This is a genomic window from Acinetobacter sp. C13, assembly GCF_016809775.1.
In the GTDB taxonomy this organism is placed as follows: Bacteria; Pseudomonadota; Gammaproteobacteria; order Pseudomonadales; family Moraxellaceae; genus Acinetobacter; species Acinetobacter pittii.
Map to the genome: position 1 here is coordinate 306,861 of NZ_JAFBJL010000004.1, position 20,596 is coordinate 327,456.

Below are 20,596 nucleotides of genomic sequence, written 5' to 3' on the forward strand. Positions count from 1 at the left end.
TGATTTTTAACAAGTTAGGTTATGAGTGTGCCATTTGCTTTTTTTGTAAGAAAGCATCAATCACACTAAATAAAATACAAAATACAACGAGCCCAACACCTGCAAGGCAGGTCATGGTCCATCCACCATGATTCCAAGCAAAAATTCCTAATGCTGAACCAGCTGCGCCGCCAATAAAATAAGTGGTCATATAAATGGCATTAATACGTGATTTAGCATCTGGACGTAAACGGAAAATAATGCTCTGGTTGCTGGTGTGAACGAGTGCGAGTGCTAATTGAATTAAAGCAAATCCAATAATATAAGTAGAAAGTAGAGTTTGTCCGAAGTAGAAACAAATCCAACTTATCAAGAACAATCCACAGCCCATCCATGTAAGTAATCTTGTGTAGCCTTGATCGGCATATTTACCAATATAGCGTGTTGATAATGCCCCAAAGATACCGACTAGAGGGACCAGTCCGATAAATAGATCTGGTAAATGGTGTGCTGAGGTGAGAAGTAATGCGATGGTTGAATACAAGGTACTTACTGCTGCAAAGGCAAAAGCACCTGTAAGTGCTCTTAATAAGAGTCTTTTTTCTTGCTTTAAAAGCTGAGCCATGGAAACAAAGATTTGCCCATAGTTCATTTTCATACGTAAGACATAAGGCAAGCGACTTTTTAAAGTAAATGCCAACAGAAGCATTAATACGCCGCTTACGACATACACTATTTTCCAGTGGAAAAGGTTGGAAAATAATCCAGCTAGACTAGTAGAGAGTAAAATCCCGACCAATAAGCCACTCATTAAAAAACCAATGATCTCGCCAGTTTTTTCGGGCTTTACGGTCATTGTGGCAAGTGGGATCAGGACTTGCGCAGCAACAGAAAACAATCCCGCTAAGATTGTACCGATCCACAACATGGGTAAGTTCACGGCAAAAGCAGATGTAAATAGGCCAACTGCGCAAAGTACCATCAAAAACGGAATAGCTTTGGCTTTATTAACGATGTCACCCATTGGGACAATAAAGAGTAAACCGAGGGCATAAGACACTTGAGCAAATGTCACTGTTAAAGCAGCTTGTGCCTGAGTTACAGCAAACTCTTGCTGAATGGAGTGAATCAGCGGCTGACAATAATAATTAACACCTGCACATAAACCGCATGCTGCTGCCATCAACCAAAGCAAAGGTTTATTTTGACTGATATCTTCAGGGGTAGACATGACGTTCTCTCAGTTTTATTGGGTGTATGCTGTTGCTTCAACTTCAATAAGCATGTGTTCTAGCGCAAGGCGCGGCACAGGAATAAGTGTACAGGCAGGAAAAGGATGATTTTTCCATAAATTTTGCATAATTTTAATCAAAATTTGATGTTTTTCGACCGAGTGGTCAACAACTAAAACTCTCAATACAGCAATATTGCTAAGCTCTGCATTGGCTGCTTTTAAAGCATATTGAATATTATCAAAGACTTGGATCGCTTGTTCTTCAAAACTTGGGCTTAATTCACCTTGGGAATTTTCGCCTCCTTGACCTGCTACATGAATAATATTCTTAAAGCTTTCCACTATAGCAACATGACTATAAGCGTTAGGAGTTGGGTTATATAAAGTTGATGGATTTATGATTTTAAAAGTTTCTTGACTCATTGGAACTCAACCGTTCATTAAAATTTAGATGAGTATCCAACCTCAACTTAAGTTGAGGTCAAGAGAATTTAATGTTTTAGTCTTTTCTTTCTGAGTGTAATCATCATGACACCGACAATATTGAGAAGGCAGCCGACCCATTGCCACATATTGAGATGTTCATTTAAAAAAGCAACGGCAAGCAAAATCGTTAAAACTGGTCCAATTGAAGCAATCATTGCAGATTGAGAGGCGCCTAATCGTTCAATGCTTTGCATGAGCATAACGGTGGGTAGCACGGTAACTAAAAAGCCTAAGCCAATGCCATACCAAATTACACTAGAGGGAAGTTGTAATAGAAGTTGAATTGGATGAGGTGTACTTAATGCGTAATGAGTTAATGTGCCGATACAAGCCACAGTTAAGGCTAACCCTGTGAAATTCCAAGAGCCAAATTTCTTAATGAGAGGTGGCGTCAGCAACAAATAGCCAGCGAAAGCCACGGCACTTGCAAATACGGAACTTGTTCCTAACCAGAAGTTGCCCTGAATTGGTGCGTTGTTATGCTCCTGAAGCATAACCAGTACCGTTCCACCATAACTAAGAAAAATGGCAAATAAACTTTTTACATCTAATTTTTGTTTGTAGAGTAAGCTCGAGACTATGACAGTAAGCGTGGGATATAAAAATAGAATAATTCGTTCTAGAGAGGCGCTAATAAACATAAGGCCCATGAAATCGAGCCAACTTGCAAAGTAGTAGCCTAATAGACCGGCAAAAATTAAAATTAGCCAATCCTTCTTTTTTATGCCCTGATTATGATGCCTGTTAAACCAGCAAATTAATAGAAAGAACGGTAAGGCGCTTAACATACGTAAAGCCATCAAGATCGTACCGTCTACTAATGGAGAAAGGGCATAAGTCTGTTTAATAAAAATTGCTTTGGTACTGAATAGAAACGCAGAGCAAAGAGCAAAAAAAGACCCGATTTGAAACGAAGATAAAGAAATTTTCATATACAGGACTGTATAAGAGAGACTATTGTCTGCAAAAAAAGAAAAACCTTCCCATATTACACCCCTAAACAAATATCGTGAATCATCAGTTCAAAATATGGGTATTTATTAAATAAATAGTGGGTGGTATTTTAAAAAAGTTCAATTAGAATCCAAATTCTGTACAAAGAATACACATGGGGGAAACATTGCAGCTTGCAATGTTTTTGACAATGAGAAATTAGCTTGAGGAACGCTCATGCAGATCGGAATCCCAACCGAAACTGTCGTCGGTGAAAATCGTGTAGCTGCTACGCCAGAGACAGTAAAGAAGTTGATTAGCGCTGGTCATAGCGTTGTGATTGAACGTGGTGCTGGTGTAAAGGCTGCGTACATTGACAGTGCTTATGAACAGGTCGGTGCAACCATTACGGATGATGCCTATACGGGTAGTCAAATTATTTTGAAAGTTCGCGCACCACAGGGCACGGAAATTCAGAAACTTGCAGCAAATACCGCTGTTGTAGCAATGTTTGATCCTTATCGTAACACCGAGCTAGATCAGTTTGCGAATCAACAAGTGTCTGCTTTTGCTTTAGAACTGCTTCCTCGTACGCTTTCTCGTGCACAAAACATGGATGTGTTGTCTTCTCAAGCAAACTTAGCTGGTTATAAGTCGGTTTTACTTGCTGCTGCTGAATATCAACGCATGTTCCCAATGCTTATGACTGCTGCGGGTACTGTAAAGCCTGCGCGTGTTGTGATCATGGGTGTTGGGGTTGCTGGTCTTCAAGCGATTGCAACTGCAAAACGTTTAGGTGCAATTGTTGAAGCGACAGACTTACGTCCTACAGCTAAAGATCAAGTTGAGTCTTTAGGTGGTAAGTGGTTAGACGTCCCAATGTCTGAAGAAGAGCAACAGCGTGCAGCAGATGCCGCTAAAAATGGTTATGGATGGATGCCGGGTGAGCAATACATCAAAGACCAAGCTGCGATTGTAGATAAAGCTGTTTCTAATGCTGACATCGTGATTACTACTGCATTGTTACCAGGTCGTGATGCACCACGTTTAATTAAAGCTGAAACTGTTGTCAAGATGAAACCGGGTTCTGTCATTTTAGATATGGCTGTTGAAACTGGTGGTAACGTTGAAGGCTCTAAAGTTGGTGAGACTGTGTTTACAGAAAATGGCGTGAAAATTTTGGGTGTTCCAAATATTCCGGCAACTGTAGCAACAGAAGCTTCTGCATTGTATGCGCGTAACGTTTTTAATTTCGTAGAGACCTTATTCGACAAAGAGAAAAACTTTGCGATTAATCAGGAAGACGAAATCCAAAAAGCCCTATTGGTCACTCATGGCGGTCAAGTACTGCTTAAGCGTGGTTAAGGAGATTTCTCATGGTTGAAACTATTACAATTTTCGTCCTTGCCATCTTCGTAGGTTATTACGTGGTTTGGGGTGTTACGCCAGCTTTGCATACACCACTTATGGCAGTAACTAATGCGTTGTCATCTATTATTGTGGTAGGTGCGATGTTGCAAACTGTAGGTCTGCCAGTTTTAGGTGTAGATGCTAACGTTGCATTTCAAAGTGTGAATGTGGTGAGCGTACTCGGTGCGATTGCAGTATTTTTGGCAAGCATTAATATTTTCGGTGGCTTTGCAGTAACTGCACGCATGCTGGAAATGTTCAAGCCTAAGCAAAAGAAATAAGAGGGCTTTGACATGGAATTTATTCAAGCAAATGCAAACTGGTTGTACCTTGTTGGCGCAATCCTCTTTATCTTGACGCTTCGTGGCTTATCTGGCCCTAAAACAGCAATTCAAGGTAACCGTTACGGTATGATCGCGATGGCGATTGCAGTTGTAACGACCTTCTTTGTTGCGAATAACCCAGTCATCTGGATGATCGTTGGGGCAATGGTGTTAGGTGCAATCGTGGGTATTGCGCGTGCACGTACAGTGCCAATGACGCAAATGCCGGAAACTGTTGCGCTTATGCACTCATTAGTGGGTTTGGCTGCTGTTCTCATTGCGATTGCTGCAATTTTACATAACAACCAACTTACTGAACTATTTGCTCAAAATGAAGCGGCTTTAACCGCAGCTGGTGTGCAACATGCTCACATGAGTAAGGTTCATTTATTTGAATTGTTTGTCGGTTGTTTTGTTGGTGCGATTACCTTTACTGCATCTGTGTTTGCGTACGGTAAATTGGCTGCGAAAAAATGGGCTAAAACAATTTCTGGTGCATGGGTTAAACCTGTTCAAGCACTTATCTTTGTTGCGATGTTGGCTTGTGGTTTCTACTTCTTTACAACTGGCAACATGACTGCATTCTGGGCAATGACAGCACTTGCACTTGCATTTGGTTGGGTTTGGATTGCACCAGTGGGTGGTGGTGATATGCCTGTAGTGGTATCGCTTCTTAACTCATTCTCTGGTTGGGCAGCGGCAGGTATTGGTTTTACTCTTGAAAACAACATGTTGATCGTTGCAGGTTCGCTTGTAGGTTCATCTGGTGCGATTCTGTCGTACATCATGTGTAAAGCAATGAACCGTTCGATCATCAATGTATTGTTCGGTGGAGCAATGGGTGGTGCAGCAGTTGCATCTGCAGATAAAGGTGAACAAGTTCAACGTAACTACCGTTCAGGTTCTGCTGATGATGCTGGCTTCTTAATGTCAAATGCGGACAGCGTTGTGATTGTACCAGGTTATGGTATGGCGCAAGGTCGTGCTCAAAATGCGGTAAAAGAGTTGTGTGAACTTTTGAAAGAACAGGGTGTTCGCGTTCGCTTTGCAATCCATCCGGTTGCGGGTCGTATGCCTGGTCATATGAACGTACTACTTGCTGAAGCAGACGTAGCATATGAAGACATTTTGGAAATGGATGAGATCAACTCAGACTTCCCTGCAACTGATGTAGTACTTGTAATTGGTGCAAACGACGTTGTAAACCCAGCTGCAAAAGATGACCCAAGCTCACCAATTTATGGTATGCCGATTCTTGAAGCTCATAAAGCGCGTACAATCATGGTGATTAAGCGTTCTATGGCAACTGGTTATGCTGGTCTAGACAACGACTTGTTCTATAATGAAAAAACAATGATGATCTTTGGTGATGCCAAGAAAGTTGTTGAAGATATGACAAAAGCAATTAACGGTACAGGCCACTAATTTGCTTTGGAATAAAAAACCACCTTCGGGTGGTTTTTTATTTGAGCTGGTTTTTTAAAGAAATTTTTCTACAAGATCCATAGATTGTTGATACAGGTCACGTGCCAGTTGCTGATTTTTAGCGTGTGATGATTTCCAGTCTGGCATATGTGCACTGACATATTCACCGCTGCGGTTTTGCCATGCATCTCCGGTTGCCATTTCTGTAATGAGCTTTGCTGGAACTGAGGTTGGCACTAAGCCCAATTTCATCGCTGCATAAACCGGTTTTGGTAATTCACGATAAATATCAGAAGCAACCCCACCAGGGTGTAATGCATTATTGGTAATTGAACCTCCAGCTAGCTGTTCTGCTAATGCATTACTAAATAATAAATTTGCAAGCTTCGATTGCCCATAATAGAACAGGGGATTGTAAAAACCTTCTGCACGAAACTTGTTGGGTTTAATTGAGCCCACCCAGTGGGCAATAGATGCAAGATGGATAATGCGCGCTTTATGAGATTGTTGTAAAACTGGAATTAATTTTTGAGTTAATAAAAAATGACCTAAATAATTAACTCCAAATTGTTGTTCAAAGCCTTCATGGGTCAATTGTTTGGTTTTGGCAAATAAACCTGCGTTATTAATGAGTACGTCAAGATTGCCATATTTATCTGCAATTTCATCGGCAGCTTTTCTAGTTAATTCAAGACTATTTAAGTCGAGAGAAACGACATCGACTTGTCCTTGGTTAAGTGAGCTTAGTTTGTTTTGTGCCTCTTGCGCTTTCTGAGGATTTCGACATGCCAAAATCACATGTTGTCCTTGTTTAACGAGTTGTTCTGCTGTGGCGAAACCTATGCCCGTATTAGCACCTGTAATTAATATCTTCACTTTCTGTACTCCGGTTATGCTATTTATTGGTGGGGACTTCAAGAATTTGTATAGTGCTGCAAATTTGACAATTTGTCATGTCAAATTTAGATATATGTGATGATTGGTGTTTTCGGGATAGGGTATGGTATTTGAAAGTGATTAAATAGATGTGGATAAATAAAAAAAGCGGCTCAAAAGAGCCGCTTTTTTTAAAAGCAAAATTTTAAGCAACCGACTCTGGAGCGGTACGCCATAAGCTTTCTAAATCATAGAATTTACGAGCTGTTGGTAGCATTACGTGTACTACAACAAAGCCGAGATCAATCAAGATCCATTCTGCATCTCGTTCACCTTCAACGCCAATCGGGCGGAAACCGGCTTTTCGAGCTTCTTCTGCAACATTGTCAGCAAGTGCTTTGACATGGCGAGTAGAAGTACCACTTGCAATTACAATAGCATCAGCGACATTGCTAATTGAGCTAACATCTAACTGGAGAATATCTTTTGCTTTTACATCAACTAAAGCGTCGTGGACGACTTTGAGACAAGCTTGTACGTCTTTATTTGAGGTGTTCATTGCGAAATCGTGAGAATTAGACACGCTGGGCGATGGTTCTAAATTCATATAGGGTATATTTTCCTGACAATTACTCACTATCTAATATAGTGGTTTTCGCACTAAATTTCAAACAGAAGTCGTAACAGTTTATATATTTACATCATCAGAAAAGTATTTTTTCTTCCATGTAAACGACTGATTTGAACCATTTTCAGGTTTATATTCCGCTGCAATATAGTTCTGATATGAACTTTGCTTTAACCAAGAAAAAATTTGTTCATAAGGAATTTGAGCTGTATCAGGCTCATGGCGGCCCGGACAGTCTGCAAATTGAATATGTCCAATTAAGTTAATATTCTCTTGTAAACCCTCAAGTACATCTTCACCCATCATGGCCATGTGATAGCAGTCATATTGCATTTTGAGGGCAGGGTGATTGACTGCTTCTAGCATTTCTTGGCCCTGCGCAATGTTCTGCACCAAAAAGCGAGGCATATCCGTGCCATTAATCATTTCAAAAACAGGCTCTATACCATGTTCACTAAGTAAGGTGCAGGCAAGTTTTAAATTGGCTGCTAGTGTTTTTAAACAAGGAAGCAAGTCGGCATCTAGTGGTTGTTTACCCGCCAAAATATTAACACGAGGAACGTTTAAAGCCGTTGCATAGCTAATAGCCAATTCTAAGGCCTCATGGAAAGCTGTTTCTTGGCCAGGAATGCCTGCTAAACCGTTTCCGCCTTGCATAAGATCACCTGCAGGCACATTAATTAAACAAAGGCTGAGGTTGTAGCGTTCGAGTTGAGTTTGAATATCTGCAATAGACAATTCATAAGGGAATTGAATTTCGACATATTCAAAGCCCTGAGCATGGGCCAGAGCAAAGCGTTCAATTAAAGGAACTTCGGTAAAAATCATGGATAAATTGACTGCAAGACGACCCATACTCAAACTCCGTTTATTTTTGCTCTATTAATTGAATCATAGTAGCTAAATCTTTCTCAGCAAAGCCATTTTTTTGGTGAGTTTGTAGCTGTAATAGAGCTTTTTGTGCAACTGGGATAGCTAAATTAACATTGTTAGCCAATGTTACTGCGTTGTTAAGATCCTTTGATAATGTTTGAACTTTCCACTGAACAGGTTCAAAGGTATGAGTTGCCATACGTGGGGTGAGAATTTGAAAAGGTTTTGAATCTGCAAATCCACCTGCTAAAGCTGGAGCGAGCAAAGTCGTATCTACACCCGCTCGATCTGCAAGCGCAACAGCTTCTGCAATAAGAGCACTGTTGGCTGCAACAATGAGTTGATTGCAGATTTTGGTGGCTTGGCCAGTTCCTGTATCTCCCATTCGTGTTACACGCTGAGATAAAACATTATAAACAGGCGTTAATTCTGTAATGGTTTGGGCATCACCACCTGCAAAAATAACAAGTGTGCCTTGTTCTGCACCAGCGGTTCCACCTGATACGGGTGAATCAATCCATGTAATATCATGCGCGGCAGCAGTTTGAGCAAGCGTTTTTGTTGCAGCAACAGATAAGCTTGAGAAATCAACAATTACCTGTTTAGCTTTTAAGTTCGGCTGAATTTGTTCAAATACAGTTTGTACAGCTTTGTCATCTGCTAGACAGGTCAAAATAACAGGATATTCGCCAATATTTATAAGATCTAAAGGTTGTGCGCCGATATCAATCAGTTCTTCACATACAGAAGGGGTTCGATTCCAAACCGCAACTTGAAAACCAGCCTGAATAAGACGGGTTGCCATGCGGCTCCCCATCAGCCCTATACCTAAAAAAGCAATAGGGGTATTACGATCAAAATTCATAATCTAAGCTCTTTATTTATATTGGCGTGGTAAAAAATTAACTTCCGGATGTTTGTCTTTTTTACGAGCAAGTTTGCTATTTTTACCAAGTAATAATTTAAGTTGCCAGATTTTTTCTAGACGTAATGACTTTTCAGGTTGGTGTTCCATTGCATCAAGTACACGTTTTGCTGCAGTTAGGGCATCAGGTGAGCGTTGTAACATTTCAGCAGCTATTTCATTGGCTTTTTCTAGTGGAGAGTTGCTTAAATGAGTCACAAGACCAATTTCTTTTGCATAATTCCCATCAAAAACACGGGCTGTTAAGGTGAGTTCTTTTGCAAGGTCAACACCAATTAAGCCTTTCAATGAGCGAGTAAGTCCCATATCTGGAACTAAGCCCCAACGGCTTTCCATAATCGACATTTTAGTGTCTGGATGAGAAATGCGAATATCAGCTGCTAAGGCAAGTTGCATTCCGGCACCAAAACAATATCCTTCAAGAGCTGCAATCACAGGTACAGGTAAATTTTGCCAAATCAGGAATGCTTTCTGGAAGAGGCTTTGGCCAGGTTTAACAAGCTCCCAAATGGCAAAAGCGGAGTTTTTCGGATTATTCAGATCAGATAAATCAATTCCAGCACTAAAAACTTGTGCTTCCCCTGCCAAAATCACACAGCGGATATCTCTATCTTTTTTAATGGCTTTTGCTGTTGAAACGAGTTCTTTGAGAAGGGCAAAACTCATGGCGTTACGTTTATCAGGGCGGTTTAGATAAACTGTTGCAATGCCATTATTCTTTTCAATACGTAAAAGTGCCATGAAATTCCCGCTTATTTTTTTATCGATAAGCGGAGCATAACATGGCTGTAATTTGGAAACATGACAGCTCAGTCATACCAGTTGGTAGATATGCTAGTCAGGAATCACCAAGATTTGATGAGCAGCACTTTCAACTTCTTTAACAACAAGTCCTAACTCATCAAAGCGTCTCATAACTTCTTCAATAAACCCTTCATCGGCTATACGGCGTTCTTTGCGTAGTGTTGAAATAAATTGCTCAAAATCACCTGTCACTTGTTGCAGTTTTGGAGTACCTACATAGCGGGTAGCACCATAAAGACGATGTAAAACATGCTCAAGTTGAGGGAAGTCTTCAAGCTCGATGAGCTGCTGCATTTCGTCTAGCTCAGTTGGGAAACTATCAACTAACATTTTAAGTAAATCTTGAGCAAGATCTTCTTTATTTGCTGCAAGCTGCAAACTTTGTTGCCAGTTTAGAATTTCTGGGTCTAATGCTTCTGCAACGACATGATGGTCTTTATCTAGAGCTTTTGATGTAAAGTTGTTTTTGGTCCATTGCGTTAAAATTTGGATAATTTGTTCCATTTGAATTGGCTTGGTGACATAGTCATTCATGCCTACTTTGAGGAGTTTTTGCTTTTCATCAGCAAGAGCATGTGCTGTTAATGCAATAATTGGAAGCTGCATTTCACCATCTAAAGTCGACTCTAATGAACGAATAGCGCGAGTTGTATCAATACCTGACATAACAGGCATTTGAATATCCATAAATACCAAATCAAATGGTTTAAGCTTCTGGTCAATTCGCTCTTGGATCAGGTTCAGCGCTTCTTGACCGCTGAGAGCTTTAGTTGTTCTAACGTTGAGCTCGCCTAGCAAGGCTTCTAAAACAATTAAGTTAGGTAAGTGGTCATCGACTGCCAGAATGTGTAAACCTTGACCATTAAAATCTTGTTGCTCCTCTTCAAAAATAGGCTGATCATTTAATAATTGAATGAGTCCGCTTCGACTTAATGGTTGATATAAAGGGCGAGCACGATATTCATTGAGCATATTTGGTTCAAGTGTCATTTGATAGCCATAGACTGCCAAATTGCCTTGATAACGACTACGGATTTCTTTTAATAACGCTTCAGTATCGCCGCTGTGGTCAACAATGAGCCATGTATTGTCTTTTTGATCAAGATGTTTTAAACGACTAAATAAGTCCAGAATCGATTGTGTCTCGATATGAGGAACATGATAGTTCTCAAGGTAATAACGTAAAACACTTGCTGTAGCAGGGTGGGCAAGATAAGACACCACTTGTAAATGTTCAAAGTGCGGGTGTTCAATCTCGTAATCTTCATCTACCACAAATTGTGCTGTAAACCAGAAGGTCGAGCCTTTTTCTGTTGGAGCGCGTTCTTGGTTATCCTCAAAGCCAATTTGGCCATGCATGAGATGGACAAGCTGTTTAGAAATAGCTAAACCTAAACCTGTACCGCCAAATTGACGTGTAACGGATGCATCACCTTGCGAGAATGATTCAAATAATTTTTTACGATCTGTGCCGCTTAAACCAATACCACTGTCTTGAACACTAAAATGAAGTAGGCATTGTCCGATATCATCATGTTCCATACGAACACGAACAATAATTTCGCCATCTGGAGTGAACTTAATCGCATTTGAAATCAAATTAGTTAGAATTTGTTTAAAGCGTAAAGCATCACCAATCACTTGTTGTGGAATATTGTCCGCATAATAAAAAGCCATTGCGATATGCTTTTGAGCAGCCAGTGGAGACAGCATATCCATGACATCAAAGACAGCTTCTTCTAAATCAAACGGTGCTGTTTCAAGCTCTAACTTACCGGCATCAATTTTTGAGAAATCTAATACATCATTAATTAATGCTAATAAATGGGCAGATGATTTGCGAATAGTTTGCAGGTAAAGGTTTTGTTCGTTATTTAGATTTTGCTGACGAAGTAATAAATGAATAAAGCCATCAATACTGTTTAGAGGTGTTCGAAGTTCATGACTAATATTGGCAAGGAAAACTGATTTTGCTTGGTTCGATGAAATGGCTTGGTCGCGTGCTTGACGATAAGTGATGTTTTGAACTTCTAAAGTATCTAAAGTTCTGCGTAAGTCTTCTTCGGTTTGTTCGGTGTGTTCTTTTAACTCTAAAAAGCTAAAGTGTAATCGTTTAACAACGTTTGCAATATCTCGCTGTAATAAGCGTAATTCACCTGTACTGTTAATGACCATATGCTGGTCCAACGTGTCTGCATTTAAACGTTGCAACTGCATGCGAATTTCGTACATCGGTGCAATCCAGCGACGCGAATAAAAATTCAAGCAAAGTAAAAGTAACAATAAGGTCATTAAGCCAGTAATGACGAGGGCAATCAAAATACGGTAACGTGCCAATTCTAGTGGCTGATTATCCATTTCAATGACGAGCCAGACAGGTGCTTTTCCGGGTGTGTCGCTAATCCGCTGTCCATAAATATTGTTGTGGTTATAAGATATTGGACCAAAAAAATTACTACTTTGCGTAAAGTTTGGCCAGTAGCGATTGTCGCGATAACCGATACTTAAATAGGTCTGGCCATTACTATCAATTAAAGCAGCACGTTTTAGATTTTTTTCACTAAACATGCTTTGCATGATGTGCTGGGCGTGATCATATTCATCGGGCTCTAGTTCAACAAGCTTATATAAATCGATCGCGATTTGATTGTAGCGAGCTAAAATTGCTGAGGCATGATGTAGCTGTTGTTGTTTTACTGAATGTGAGGTTTCAGTTAAAACCAGAAAAGCACCAACACACGTTAAAATCATGATGGGCACAAAAATAAGAGCAATTAATTGTCCATATGCATGATTCAGACGTAAGCGTTTCGATAAGGTTTTATTGAAATTAGACATGGCTACATCAGATTTATCTCTCTGTAGGGCATCTTATCACGCTTTATTTTAAAACAGACGGCATTTTATAAATGACCGAGCTTTAATCGCTTTCATGAAAAAGCATATTGAAATGGGTGCAGTACCGAGCATTTTTTCATACAATAGGCCCACCTCGATATAGGTGTTGATCATGAGTAATACACAACCTGATTTTTTAGCCGACGAATTTTTGTTAGATCACTATGTAGGTAAGACGCCTCTAGTTCGTTTGCAGCGATTAGCTTCTCATACGCAAGCGATAGTTTTAGCAAAATTGGAAGGTAATAATCCGGCAGGTTCTGTAAAAGACCGTCCTGCATATAACATGATTATGCAGGCAGAAAAACGTGGTCAAATTAAACCGGGTGATACATTAATTGAAGCAACCAGCGGTAATACAGGTATTGCTTTGGCTATGGTTGCGGCAATGCGCGGCTATAAAATGAAACTTATTATGCCGAACAATATGAGCCAAGAGCGTAAAGACGCAATGTTGGCTTATGGCGCAGAGCTGATTGAAGTGACACCACAGCAAGGAATGGAAGGTGCACGTGATTTAGCCTTACAAATGGAAAAAGAAGGTAAAGGTCACGTTTTAAATCAGTTTGGTAATCCTGATAATGTTGAAGCTCATTATCTGACGACTGGTCCTGAAATCTGGAAACAAACAGGCGGTAAAATTACCCATTTTGTGAGTTCAATGGGCACAACCGGTACCATTATGGGTGTTTCTAAATATTTAAAAGAACAAAACCCAGATATTCAAATTGTTGGTTTACAGCCTGCAGACGGATCAAGTATTGCCGGTATTCGCCGTTGGCCAAAAGAATATTTGCCTACTATTTTTGATAGTAGCCGTGTTGATCGTATTATCGATATTCCACAAATTGAAGCTGAAAAAACTATGCGTAAATTAGCTCGTATGGAAGGTGTTAGTGCTGGTACATCTTCAGGCGGTGCAGTTTGGGCATCAATCAAAATTGCAGAAGAAAATCCGGATGCTGTTATTGTTTGCATTATCTGTGACCGTGGCGATCGCTACTTGTCTACAGGTCTGTTTTCAGTACAGGACGATAACTCATAATTGAGAGAAATAATGCGTTTCCCTACCTTAGTTTTTGATATTGAAACTTTAACTGATTTAAAAGCGGGTGCGCATTTATATCATCTTGATTTACCTGAGGCCGATGTAGAGCAAGCATTGACGAAAATCCGTCGCCAAGAATCTGGTATGGACTTTCAGCGTTTGCCTTTACATGAAATTGTTTGTATTTCTGGCTTATGGATCGATGAGTCTGGTTTTCGATTATTTTCTTTTAGTCGAGAACAATATTCTGAAGCAGAAATTTTACAGAAATTTTTATCTATTTTTGATAAGCGCCATCCGACTCTAGTAAGTTGGAATGGTTCGCAATTTGATTTACCAGTTATCCTATTTCGCGCTATGTATCATGGGCTCTCTGCACCCGGTCTATTTGATCAAGGCGAGATTGATAGCCAGAAGCGTTTTAATAATTACCAAAACCGTTATCACCATCGCCATATAGATTTAATGGACGTGATGGCAATGTTTAATGGTCGTAATTTTCAAAAGCTTGATGATATTGCCTGTATTTTAGGTTTGCCGGGTAAGCGTGGTGAGTCGGGTTATCATGTGCCTGAATATGTTCGTAATCAACAGTGGTTAAAATTGACGAGCTATTGTGAAGGCGATGTGCTCAATACATGGTTTATTTATTTGCGTTGGTTAGTACTAAAAGGCCAATTGAATGCAGATGAACATAATCATTGGATCAGTTCGAGTATTGAATATTTACAGACTATGCCACAGCAGGCCGACTTCCTCGAAGTATGGGAACGTACTTCGAAACATACTGAATTTACTTCTCACTATTTTAATTCTTCAGATTTTTAGGTTCATTCTTTGAAACAACAAGCCAAATCTCGCAACCTCCAACAACCTGAATATATTTTTCAGGTTGAAACACTTTCTCATGAGGGGCGTGGAATTGCGCATTATGGTTCTCATCCTGAGCACCCTGCAGATAAGCATGGCAAAAAAGTTTTTATTCGTTATGCATTGCCAGGAGAAACTGTAAAAGCTCGGATTACCCATCAAGCGAAGCGTCTTGAAGAAGCTGAAATGTTGCAGTTGTTAGGAGAACCTTCAGCAAATCGGATCGAGGCAATTTGTCCTCATTATGGTATCTGTGGGGGATGTAGCATGCAGCATATTCACCCTGATGAACAAATCCGTTTAAAACAAAATGTACTCCAGTCACATTTACAGCATTTTGCAGGTATTCAACCTGAACAGTGGCTAGAACCGATTCGATCTTTACAAAGTGATTATCGTCGTCGTGCTCGAATAGGCGTGCGCTATTTGCCAAAACCAGATCGCTTAATCATGGGTTTTCGCGAACATCATAGTAATCGTTTAACTTCGGTCCATAGCTGTAGTGTTTTGGATAAAAACTTATCAAATAGTCTGCCTGAGTTACGCACTTTACTCCAAAGTCTAAAAGGCAAAGCGCACATTGGTCATGTAGAATTAGCAAAAGGTGATAATCAAATTTCTTTATTGGTTCGTCATGTAGAAAAATTAAACAATTCTGATGTCAACCAATTAAAGCAATTTGCGTTACACAAAGGGTGGCAGTTGTATTTGCAACCTAAAGGTCCTGAAAGCATTCGTCGTATTGATGATGAACAAGGTGCTTTACGTTTACACTATGCCTTAGAAAGGTTTAATGTAAATTTTGCTTTTTCGCCATTGGATTTTACTCAGGTCAATGCCACAGTAAATGAACAAATGGTTCAATTGGCATGTGAATTGCTTCAATTGCAACCAGGTGAAAAGGTACTTGATCTATTTTGCGGTTTGGGCAATTTCTCACTCCCGTTAGCACGATGTGTTGGTAAGAGTGGTCAGGTTGTCGGTGTTGAAGGGAGTGAAGAAATGGTGCAGCGAGCAACAGCTAATGCGAAATGCAATAGTTTGGTGCAAGCAACCTTCTTTTCACAAGATTTAACAAAAGATTTTTCGCATCATTCTTGGGCAAATCAAGGATTTGATGCATTATTGATTGATCCTCCTCGTGCTGGTGCATATGAAATTATGCAGTATGTATCAAATTTTGGAGCAAAAAGAATCGTTTATGTATCATGTAATCCAGCTACACTGGCAAGGGATGCGGGTGTTTTGGTCCAATATGGTTACCAGTTAAAAAAAGCAGCAGTGATGGACATGTTTACGCATACCGAACATGTTGAATCCATTGCACTATTTGAAAAAATTCAAGAGATAAACGATTAAAAACATGAGTTACATATTGAGGAGAATGGTATGGTCACAGTACGTGAACAGTTACCTGAACAACTAACCGAGTTGTCAGAGGAAACGACTGTAGAGCATGCCGCCGAAACGCAAATCGGTTTAGCCTCATGGTTGGATCGGGTGCGTGAAATATTAGATGGGGCGGAGCTTGAACAACTTGAAAAAGTCGCTCATTTAACCCTGCAAAAAGAGTTAGATTCAACGGTTAATCATCGTTCCAATACTTTTGCTACAGGCGTTGGAATGGCCGACATTCTGGCACATCTCCATGTAGATGAAGATACTTTATCAGCAGCAATGCTTTATCGTAGTGTGCGTGAAGGCATTACCGATATAGAAGAAGTGAAACAGAAATTCGGGGAGCAAGTTTACAATCTTGTCAAAGGTACTTTGGCAATGGGTAAACTCTCAGAACTTATTGAGAAAAATAAACGGTTAGAAGATCACTTTAATAATAATCAACGAGAACATCTAAGCGGCATTTATAAAATGCTGATTTCGGTGACAGAAGATGTTCGTGTTGTTTTAATTAAACTTGCTGAACGTACTTATTCTTTGCGAGAGCTTGCAAATTCCTCTCGTGAACGCCAAGAGCGTGTAGCGCGTGAAATTCTTACTATTTATTCGCCGTTGGCACATCGACTTGGTATTGCTCAGCTTAAATGGGAACTTGAAGATCTAGCGTTTCGCTATTTGGCTCCAGATCGCTATAAAGAGATTGCTTCATTACTCAATGAAAAGCGTTTAGAGCGTGAGCATTATATTCAGTTCGTCATTGATCGTTTGAAAAATGAGTTAGCGTCTTACGGCATTGAAGCTGAAATTACAGGGCGTGCAAAACACATTTATTCGATTTATCGAAAAATGAAGAGCAAAAACCTGAGCTTCGACCAACTTTATGACATTCGTGCTTTGCGTGTGTTGGTCAATAGTGTGCCAGAGTGTTACCACTCTTTAGGTATCGTACATCAAATCTGGCGTCATATTCCGCATCAGTTTGATGACTATATTACCAATCCGAAAGCCAATGGTTATCGTTCTTTGCATACGGCTGTAATTGCTGAAAACAAATCTCTTGAAGTGCAAATTCGTACTCATGAGATGCATGATGAAGCAGAGTTAGGCGTATGTTCACACTTTAACTATAAAGAAGGGTCAAAGAATACTGACCATTCCTTTAACCATCGTTTGCATTCATTACGTGCTGTTTTAGAACACTATCAAGAACGTAATGAAACGACGGTACACCAAAATGAAGATGAAACAGAAGGCTTTGAACAGTTACAAGACTTTGAAGGCTTTGAGAAGATTTATGTTTTCAGTCGTGATGGTGATATTAAGGAATTGCCGCGTGGCTCAACAGTTTTAGATTTTGCCTATCATGTGCATACAGAAGTAGGGAATAAGTGTTATGCAGCGCGGGTCAACCAGCGTTATGTGCCACTTACCTATACTTTAAAAACGGGTGAACAGGTTGAAATTTTAACTAAAAAAGATCGTGAACCAAACCGTGACTGGTTGGTGAACTCTCTGGGTTATATCAAAACCTCTCGTGCACGTGACAAGTTGCGTCATTGGTTTAGACAGCAAGACCGTAGTAAAAATCTTGAAGTAGGCCGAGAACTGCTTAATAAAGAGTTGGCTCGTCTTGCGATTCACCCAAAAAGTATCGACCTAAACGATTATTCATCACATTTTAATGTGAAGACTGGCGACGACATTTTGGTGAATCTGGTCAGTGGCGATATTAGCTTACATGCCCTGATTAATCAGGTGAACCGCCAAATGCATCTAGATCAGGATGAGCCTGAACTAGTACTTAAACCAACATTAAATCCACGTGCCAGCCATACGCTATCAGCACATGGCATTTTAATTGATGGCTTGGATAATGTAGAGCTGCACATCGCTCAGTGCTGTCAGCCGGTGCATGGTGAATCAATCGCTGGATATATTACTTTGAACCGTGGTGTCAGCATCCATAAAGTCATTTGCTCTGACTATCAGCGTATGATTAAGCAAGAGCCAGAGCGTGCTGTTGAAGCTGATTGGGAAATGCAGCCAACACGTGGTCAAAGCGTTCAGATTGTGGTGGAAGCTTATGATCGTCGTGGTCTTCTTAAAGACTTAACTCAAGTGATTTTCTCTGACCAAATCAATATTCGTCAGGTCAATACAATTTCTGAGGCAGATGGTATTGCTAATATGAAGTTGCTCATTGAGGTTAAAGGTTTAGCGCAGCTTTCACGTTTATTGGCTCGCCTAGAGCAGCAACCTGGAATCATTAGTGCACGACGCATGATTCAAGGCGTTTAATAAATTAAGTAAAAAGGCTGTCAAATGACAGCCTTTTTATTTACCAGCGAATTGGTTTTTCGCTAGAACCTGAAGGAAGATCTGCATCTGATAATGGTGAAGAATTTACCTGATTATCAAAACTATCTTCGTTTTGAGAGTAATGATTTGATTTCAAAGATAAACCACGCAATACATCATTTACGACTTGATCTGCGAAAATTTCGGTACTAGAAGGTGGGGTATCTTGTGTGACTAAATTACCAACATTTGCTTGTGGTGGTTGCTTAATAGAACCAGCTGCTGCAATTTTGCCTGTATTTACTTCAATTACACGCCAGTTTAGTTTAATCGCATCACGTTCAGCTGGAACTGCGCCGTAAAAAGATTGACCTTGAACCGTACGGGCTTCATTAATTCTACCAACAAGAATATAGTCTGCACCCACTTTTTGGGCAATTCTTGCCATTTCGGATGGCGCACCATCCCAAGCGAGGAATGCATTTTCGCTTGCCATCTCTTCAATATAATCTCGACTTACTAAACTTAGTAGTCGTGAATTTGCCATTTGCGTACCAATTAGATCCGCTACTTCCTGCACAAACTCATATGGGTCTTCACCCGATGCTAAGTTAAATTTTGACTCAACTACTTGAAAAGGAAAAACTGCTATTCTTCGTAAATGTTGATCAGCTACATTTGATTGATATTTACTAATATAAGCTCGAACGCGGGCTTTATAATTTTTACCTGAACCAGAAACACTAAGCACTTGAAAACGGTTAATTGCACCTGAAGACTCTGCTTGTACACTGAACACAGGTGAGCTTTTGCCTTGATATGACCAGTGGTGATCTGTCATAACCATATTAACTTCTTCAGCCATCCCCATTTGTGAACTTACTTTTGTTCCATTCACAGATTGAGCTGCTGTCAATAAAGCTTCTGCAATAGCTTGTTGCTGGGTTGGTCCACTACCTGAAGCTTCTTTCATCACTTCTTGTAACGCGGCAAAACTTGAGGTGGCAGTAAGACTTAATAGTACTGCGCAAAATATTTTTCTCATAAAGGCTCTTTTTATTCATAGAGCATAGCAATTAATAATTGCCATGCTATAAAGGATTATTTAGAAAAGCTTATAAGCCGAATGTAGATTTTTTTGCAGATTTGCGAATTTCTTTTTCACTGGTCCATTCAACGATTCCAGTTTTTAAATTCAGTAGTTTTAAAGTGAATTTATAGTAAACATCACTCTTGCCGCCCGAGTTTTTAACGATGCTAGATAAATTACCATTCAGCATATACTCAGCACCAATCTGTGAACCAGATTTTACTGCAGTACGTTTATCTACCATTCCGCTACGTTGTTGATACGCCATCTGGTCGGCTACTGCACCCACAGAAGTCATGTCTACAAAGCGGAATTTTCCTGAATTGATTAGACGGTTTTGAATCGTATCGGTAATAGACTCTGTATCGATATGTTCTTGAGATTTGTTTTTAATTTTGTCAACAAATAAAACAGGACGACGATTTTTGGTCATATCAATAATTGGTGGGAAGGCAAGCATGTCATCCACCATTTTTGTCGCAATTTGCTGTAAGTCCGTAGAACCAAAATCTTTTGTTAAAGTTTCAACAGATTGCGCATCACCATAGCTAACGGTTTGTGAAGCACAACCAGAAAAAAGTGCAGCGCTACTCATTGCTGTAATTATGAATAGTGATTTAATTTTCATTAAAATGTCCTGTATCTATCTTTAAATAATATTGTGAATTTAGGTTTAAAAACTTAATCTTTTTTCATGTAAATCAATACATCGACTGCACTAGGGTTAGGTGCAACTGACTGAATAGTTTTAACTTCACGACCTTGTAAGCTAATAGGTTTCCAAATTGCGCCTTCTGGATTAATTTCAGTTCCTTCCGCATCAAACCATACAACTTTGTATTGGAAGTCTTGGGCATAGAACCAACCATTTTTTAATGCAAGTGAAGCGCGTTTGATATCCCCTAAAGTTGTCATATTGATTCGGCTAACACCAATCCGGGTAGCTAAAACAGGGTTGCTGGTCTGTGTACGAACAGTACTTTTGCCTGTTACGCTATCTGTTTTCGTTTGCATAGCATTTGGAGCTGTACAACCTGTAAAAAATGCAGATGCAATTGAGAGTAGACTCAAATAAATTACGGCCTTTTTCATTTTGAA

19 protein-coding genes are annotated in these 20,596 nt (G+C 39.9%); 7 read left to right on the forward strand and 12 right to left on the reverse strand.

The features are described 5' to 3' along the window. Window positions 1–19: 19 nt before the first annotated feature. From JGE69_RS13650 to JGE69_RS13660, 3 genes are all read right to left on the reverse strand, one after another. Window positions 20–1,210 carry an MFS transporter gene (locus JGE69_RS13650; RefSeq protein ID WP_170247666.1) on the reverse strand — a complete coding sequence of 397 codons (1,191 nt, stop codon included), beginning with the start codon at window positions 1,208–1,210 and terminating at the stop codon, window positions 20–22. Between the two features lie 15 nt (window positions 1,211–1,225). After that, window positions 1,226–1,636: a RidA family protein gene (locus tag JGE69_RS13655; protein ID WP_199113637.1), complete on the reverse strand. Its 411-nt coding sequence runs from the start codon at window positions 1,634–1,636 to the stop codon at window positions 1,226–1,228. A gap of 68 nt (window positions 1,637–1,704) precedes the next feature. Then, complete coding sequence (locus JGE69_RS13660; RefSeq protein ID WP_199113635.1) at window positions 1,705–2,631, reverse strand: DMT family transporter; 927 nt, start codon at window positions 2,629–2,631, stop codon at window positions 1,705–1,707. 238 nt (window positions 2,632–2,869) lie between these two features. Here JGE69_RS13660 and JGE69_RS13665 point away from each other — a divergent pair, with 238 nt between their 5' ends. Genes JGE69_RS13665 through JGE69_RS13675 form a run of 3 tightly spaced genes read left to right on the forward strand, consistent with a single transcriptional unit; the run spans window position 2,870 to window position 5,790 of the window. Next, window positions 2,870–3,997, forward strand: a complete 1,128-nt coding sequence (locus JGE69_RS13665; RefSeq protein ID WP_199113633.1) for a Re/Si-specific NAD(P)(+) transhydrogenase subunit alpha — start codon at window positions 2,870–2,872, stop codon at window positions 3,995–3,997. Between the two features lie 11 nt (window positions 3,998–4,008). After that, window positions 4,009–4,323 (forward strand): proton-translocating transhydrogenase family protein, encoded by a 315-nt coding sequence (locus JGE69_RS13670; protein WP_000230434.1) that lies wholly within the window; start codon window positions 4,009–4,011, stop codon window positions 4,321–4,323. A 12-nt stretch (window positions 4,324–4,335) separates the two neighbouring features. Further along, complete coding sequence (locus tag JGE69_RS13675) at window positions 4,336–5,790, forward strand: NAD(P)(+) transhydrogenase (Re/Si-specific) subunit beta (RefSeq protein WP_017387605.1); 1,455 nt, start codon at window positions 4,336–4,338, stop codon at window positions 5,788–5,790. A gap of 54 nt (window positions 5,791–5,844) precedes the next feature. On the opposite strand, the gene JGE69_RS13680 is transcribed toward JGE69_RS13675, so the two are convergent. The 6 genes from JGE69_RS13680 to JGE69_RS13705 all read right to left on the reverse strand — a co-directional run bounded on the left by JGE69_RS13680 (window position 5,845) and on the right by JGE69_RS13705 (window position 12,734). Further along, complete coding sequence (locus tag JGE69_RS13680; protein WP_199113631.1) at window positions 5,845–6,666, reverse strand: SDR family NAD(P)-dependent oxidoreductase; 822 nt, start codon at window positions 6,664–6,666, stop codon at window positions 5,845–5,847. Between the two features lie 205 nt (window positions 6,667–6,871). Next, a complete protein-coding gene (gene rsfS, locus JGE69_RS13685; protein ID WP_001047580.1) occupies window positions 6,872–7,273 on the reverse strand; it encodes a ribosome silencing factor in 402 nt (133 codons plus the stop codon). 81 nt (window positions 7,274–7,354) lie between these two features. After that, window positions 7,355–8,149, reverse strand: coding sequence for a hydroxypyruvate isomerase family protein (locus JGE69_RS13690; RefSeq protein WP_167564110.1), 795 nt, complete (start codon window positions 8,147–8,149; stop codon window positions 7,355–7,357). A 13-nt stretch (window positions 8,150–8,162) separates the two neighbouring features. Continuing rightward, window positions 8,163–9,032, reverse strand: a complete 870-nt coding sequence (locus tag JGE69_RS13695; protein WP_199113629.1) for an NAD(P)-dependent oxidoreductase — start codon at window positions 9,030–9,032, stop codon at window positions 8,163–8,165. Window positions 9,033–9,044: 12 nt separating this feature from the next. Then, window positions 9,045–9,833 (reverse strand): crotonase/enoyl-CoA hydratase family protein, encoded by a 789-nt coding sequence (locus JGE69_RS13700; protein WP_199113627.1) that lies wholly within the window; start codon window positions 9,831–9,833, stop codon window positions 9,045–9,047. A 93-nt stretch (window positions 9,834–9,926) separates the two neighbouring features. Then, complete coding sequence (locus JGE69_RS13705; RefSeq protein WP_086264969.1) at window positions 9,927–12,734, reverse strand: ATP-binding protein; 2,808 nt, start codon at window positions 12,732–12,734, stop codon at window positions 9,927–9,929. Between the two features lie 172 nt (window positions 12,735–12,906). Between JGE69_RS13705 and cysM the strand changes: the two genes are divergently transcribed. The 4 genes from cysM to JGE69_RS13725 are packed head-to-tail and all read left to right on the forward strand — an operon-like array spanning window position 12,907 to window position 18,408. Beyond that, on the forward strand, window positions 12,907–13,839 hold the full coding sequence (gene cysM / locus JGE69_RS13710) for a cysteine synthase CysM (protein WP_002117176.1): 933 nt from the start codon (window positions 12,907–12,909) through the stop codon (window positions 13,837–13,839). A gap of 12 nt (window positions 13,840–13,851) precedes the next feature. Next, a complete protein-coding gene (locus JGE69_RS13715) occupies window positions 13,852–14,670 on the forward strand; it encodes a 3'-5' exonuclease (protein WP_005066255.1) in 819 nt (272 codons plus the stop codon). 9 nt (window positions 14,671–14,679) lie between these two features. Then, window positions 14,680–16,071, forward strand: coding sequence for a 23S rRNA (uracil(1939)-C(5))-methyltransferase RlmD (gene rlmD, locus JGE69_RS13720; RefSeq protein WP_167564106.1), 1,392 nt, complete (start codon window positions 14,680–14,682; stop codon window positions 16,069–16,071). A 30-nt stretch (window positions 16,072–16,101) separates the two neighbouring features. Continuing rightward, a complete protein-coding gene (locus JGE69_RS13725; protein WP_002117181.1) occupies window positions 16,102–18,408 on the forward strand; it encodes a RelA/SpoT family protein in 2,307 nt (768 codons plus the stop codon). 40 nt (window positions 18,409–18,448) lie between these two features. Here the strand turns inward: JGE69_RS13725 and JGE69_RS13730 are convergent, their stop codons facing one another. The 3 genes from JGE69_RS13730 to JGE69_RS13740 all read right to left on the reverse strand — a co-directional run bounded on the left by JGE69_RS13730 (window position 18,449) and on the right by JGE69_RS13740 (window position 20,590). Then, window positions 18,449–19,453, reverse strand: coding sequence for a CsgG/HfaB family protein (locus JGE69_RS13730; protein ID WP_063098119.1), 1,005 nt, complete (start codon window positions 19,451–19,453; stop codon window positions 18,449–18,451). A gap of 70 nt (window positions 19,454–19,523) precedes the next feature. Next, window positions 19,524–20,126 (reverse strand): penicillin-binding protein activator LpoB, encoded by a 603-nt coding sequence (gene lpoB / locus JGE69_RS13735; protein WP_063098120.1) that lies wholly within the window; start codon window positions 20,124–20,126, stop codon window positions 19,524–19,526. Between the two features lie 53 nt (window positions 20,127–20,179). Then, on the reverse strand, window positions 20,180–20,590 hold the full coding sequence (locus JGE69_RS13740; RefSeq protein WP_199113625.1) for a YcfL family protein: 411 nt from the start codon (window positions 20,588–20,590) through the stop codon (window positions 20,180–20,182). Between the last annotated feature and the right edge of the window lie 6 nt (window positions 20,591–20,596).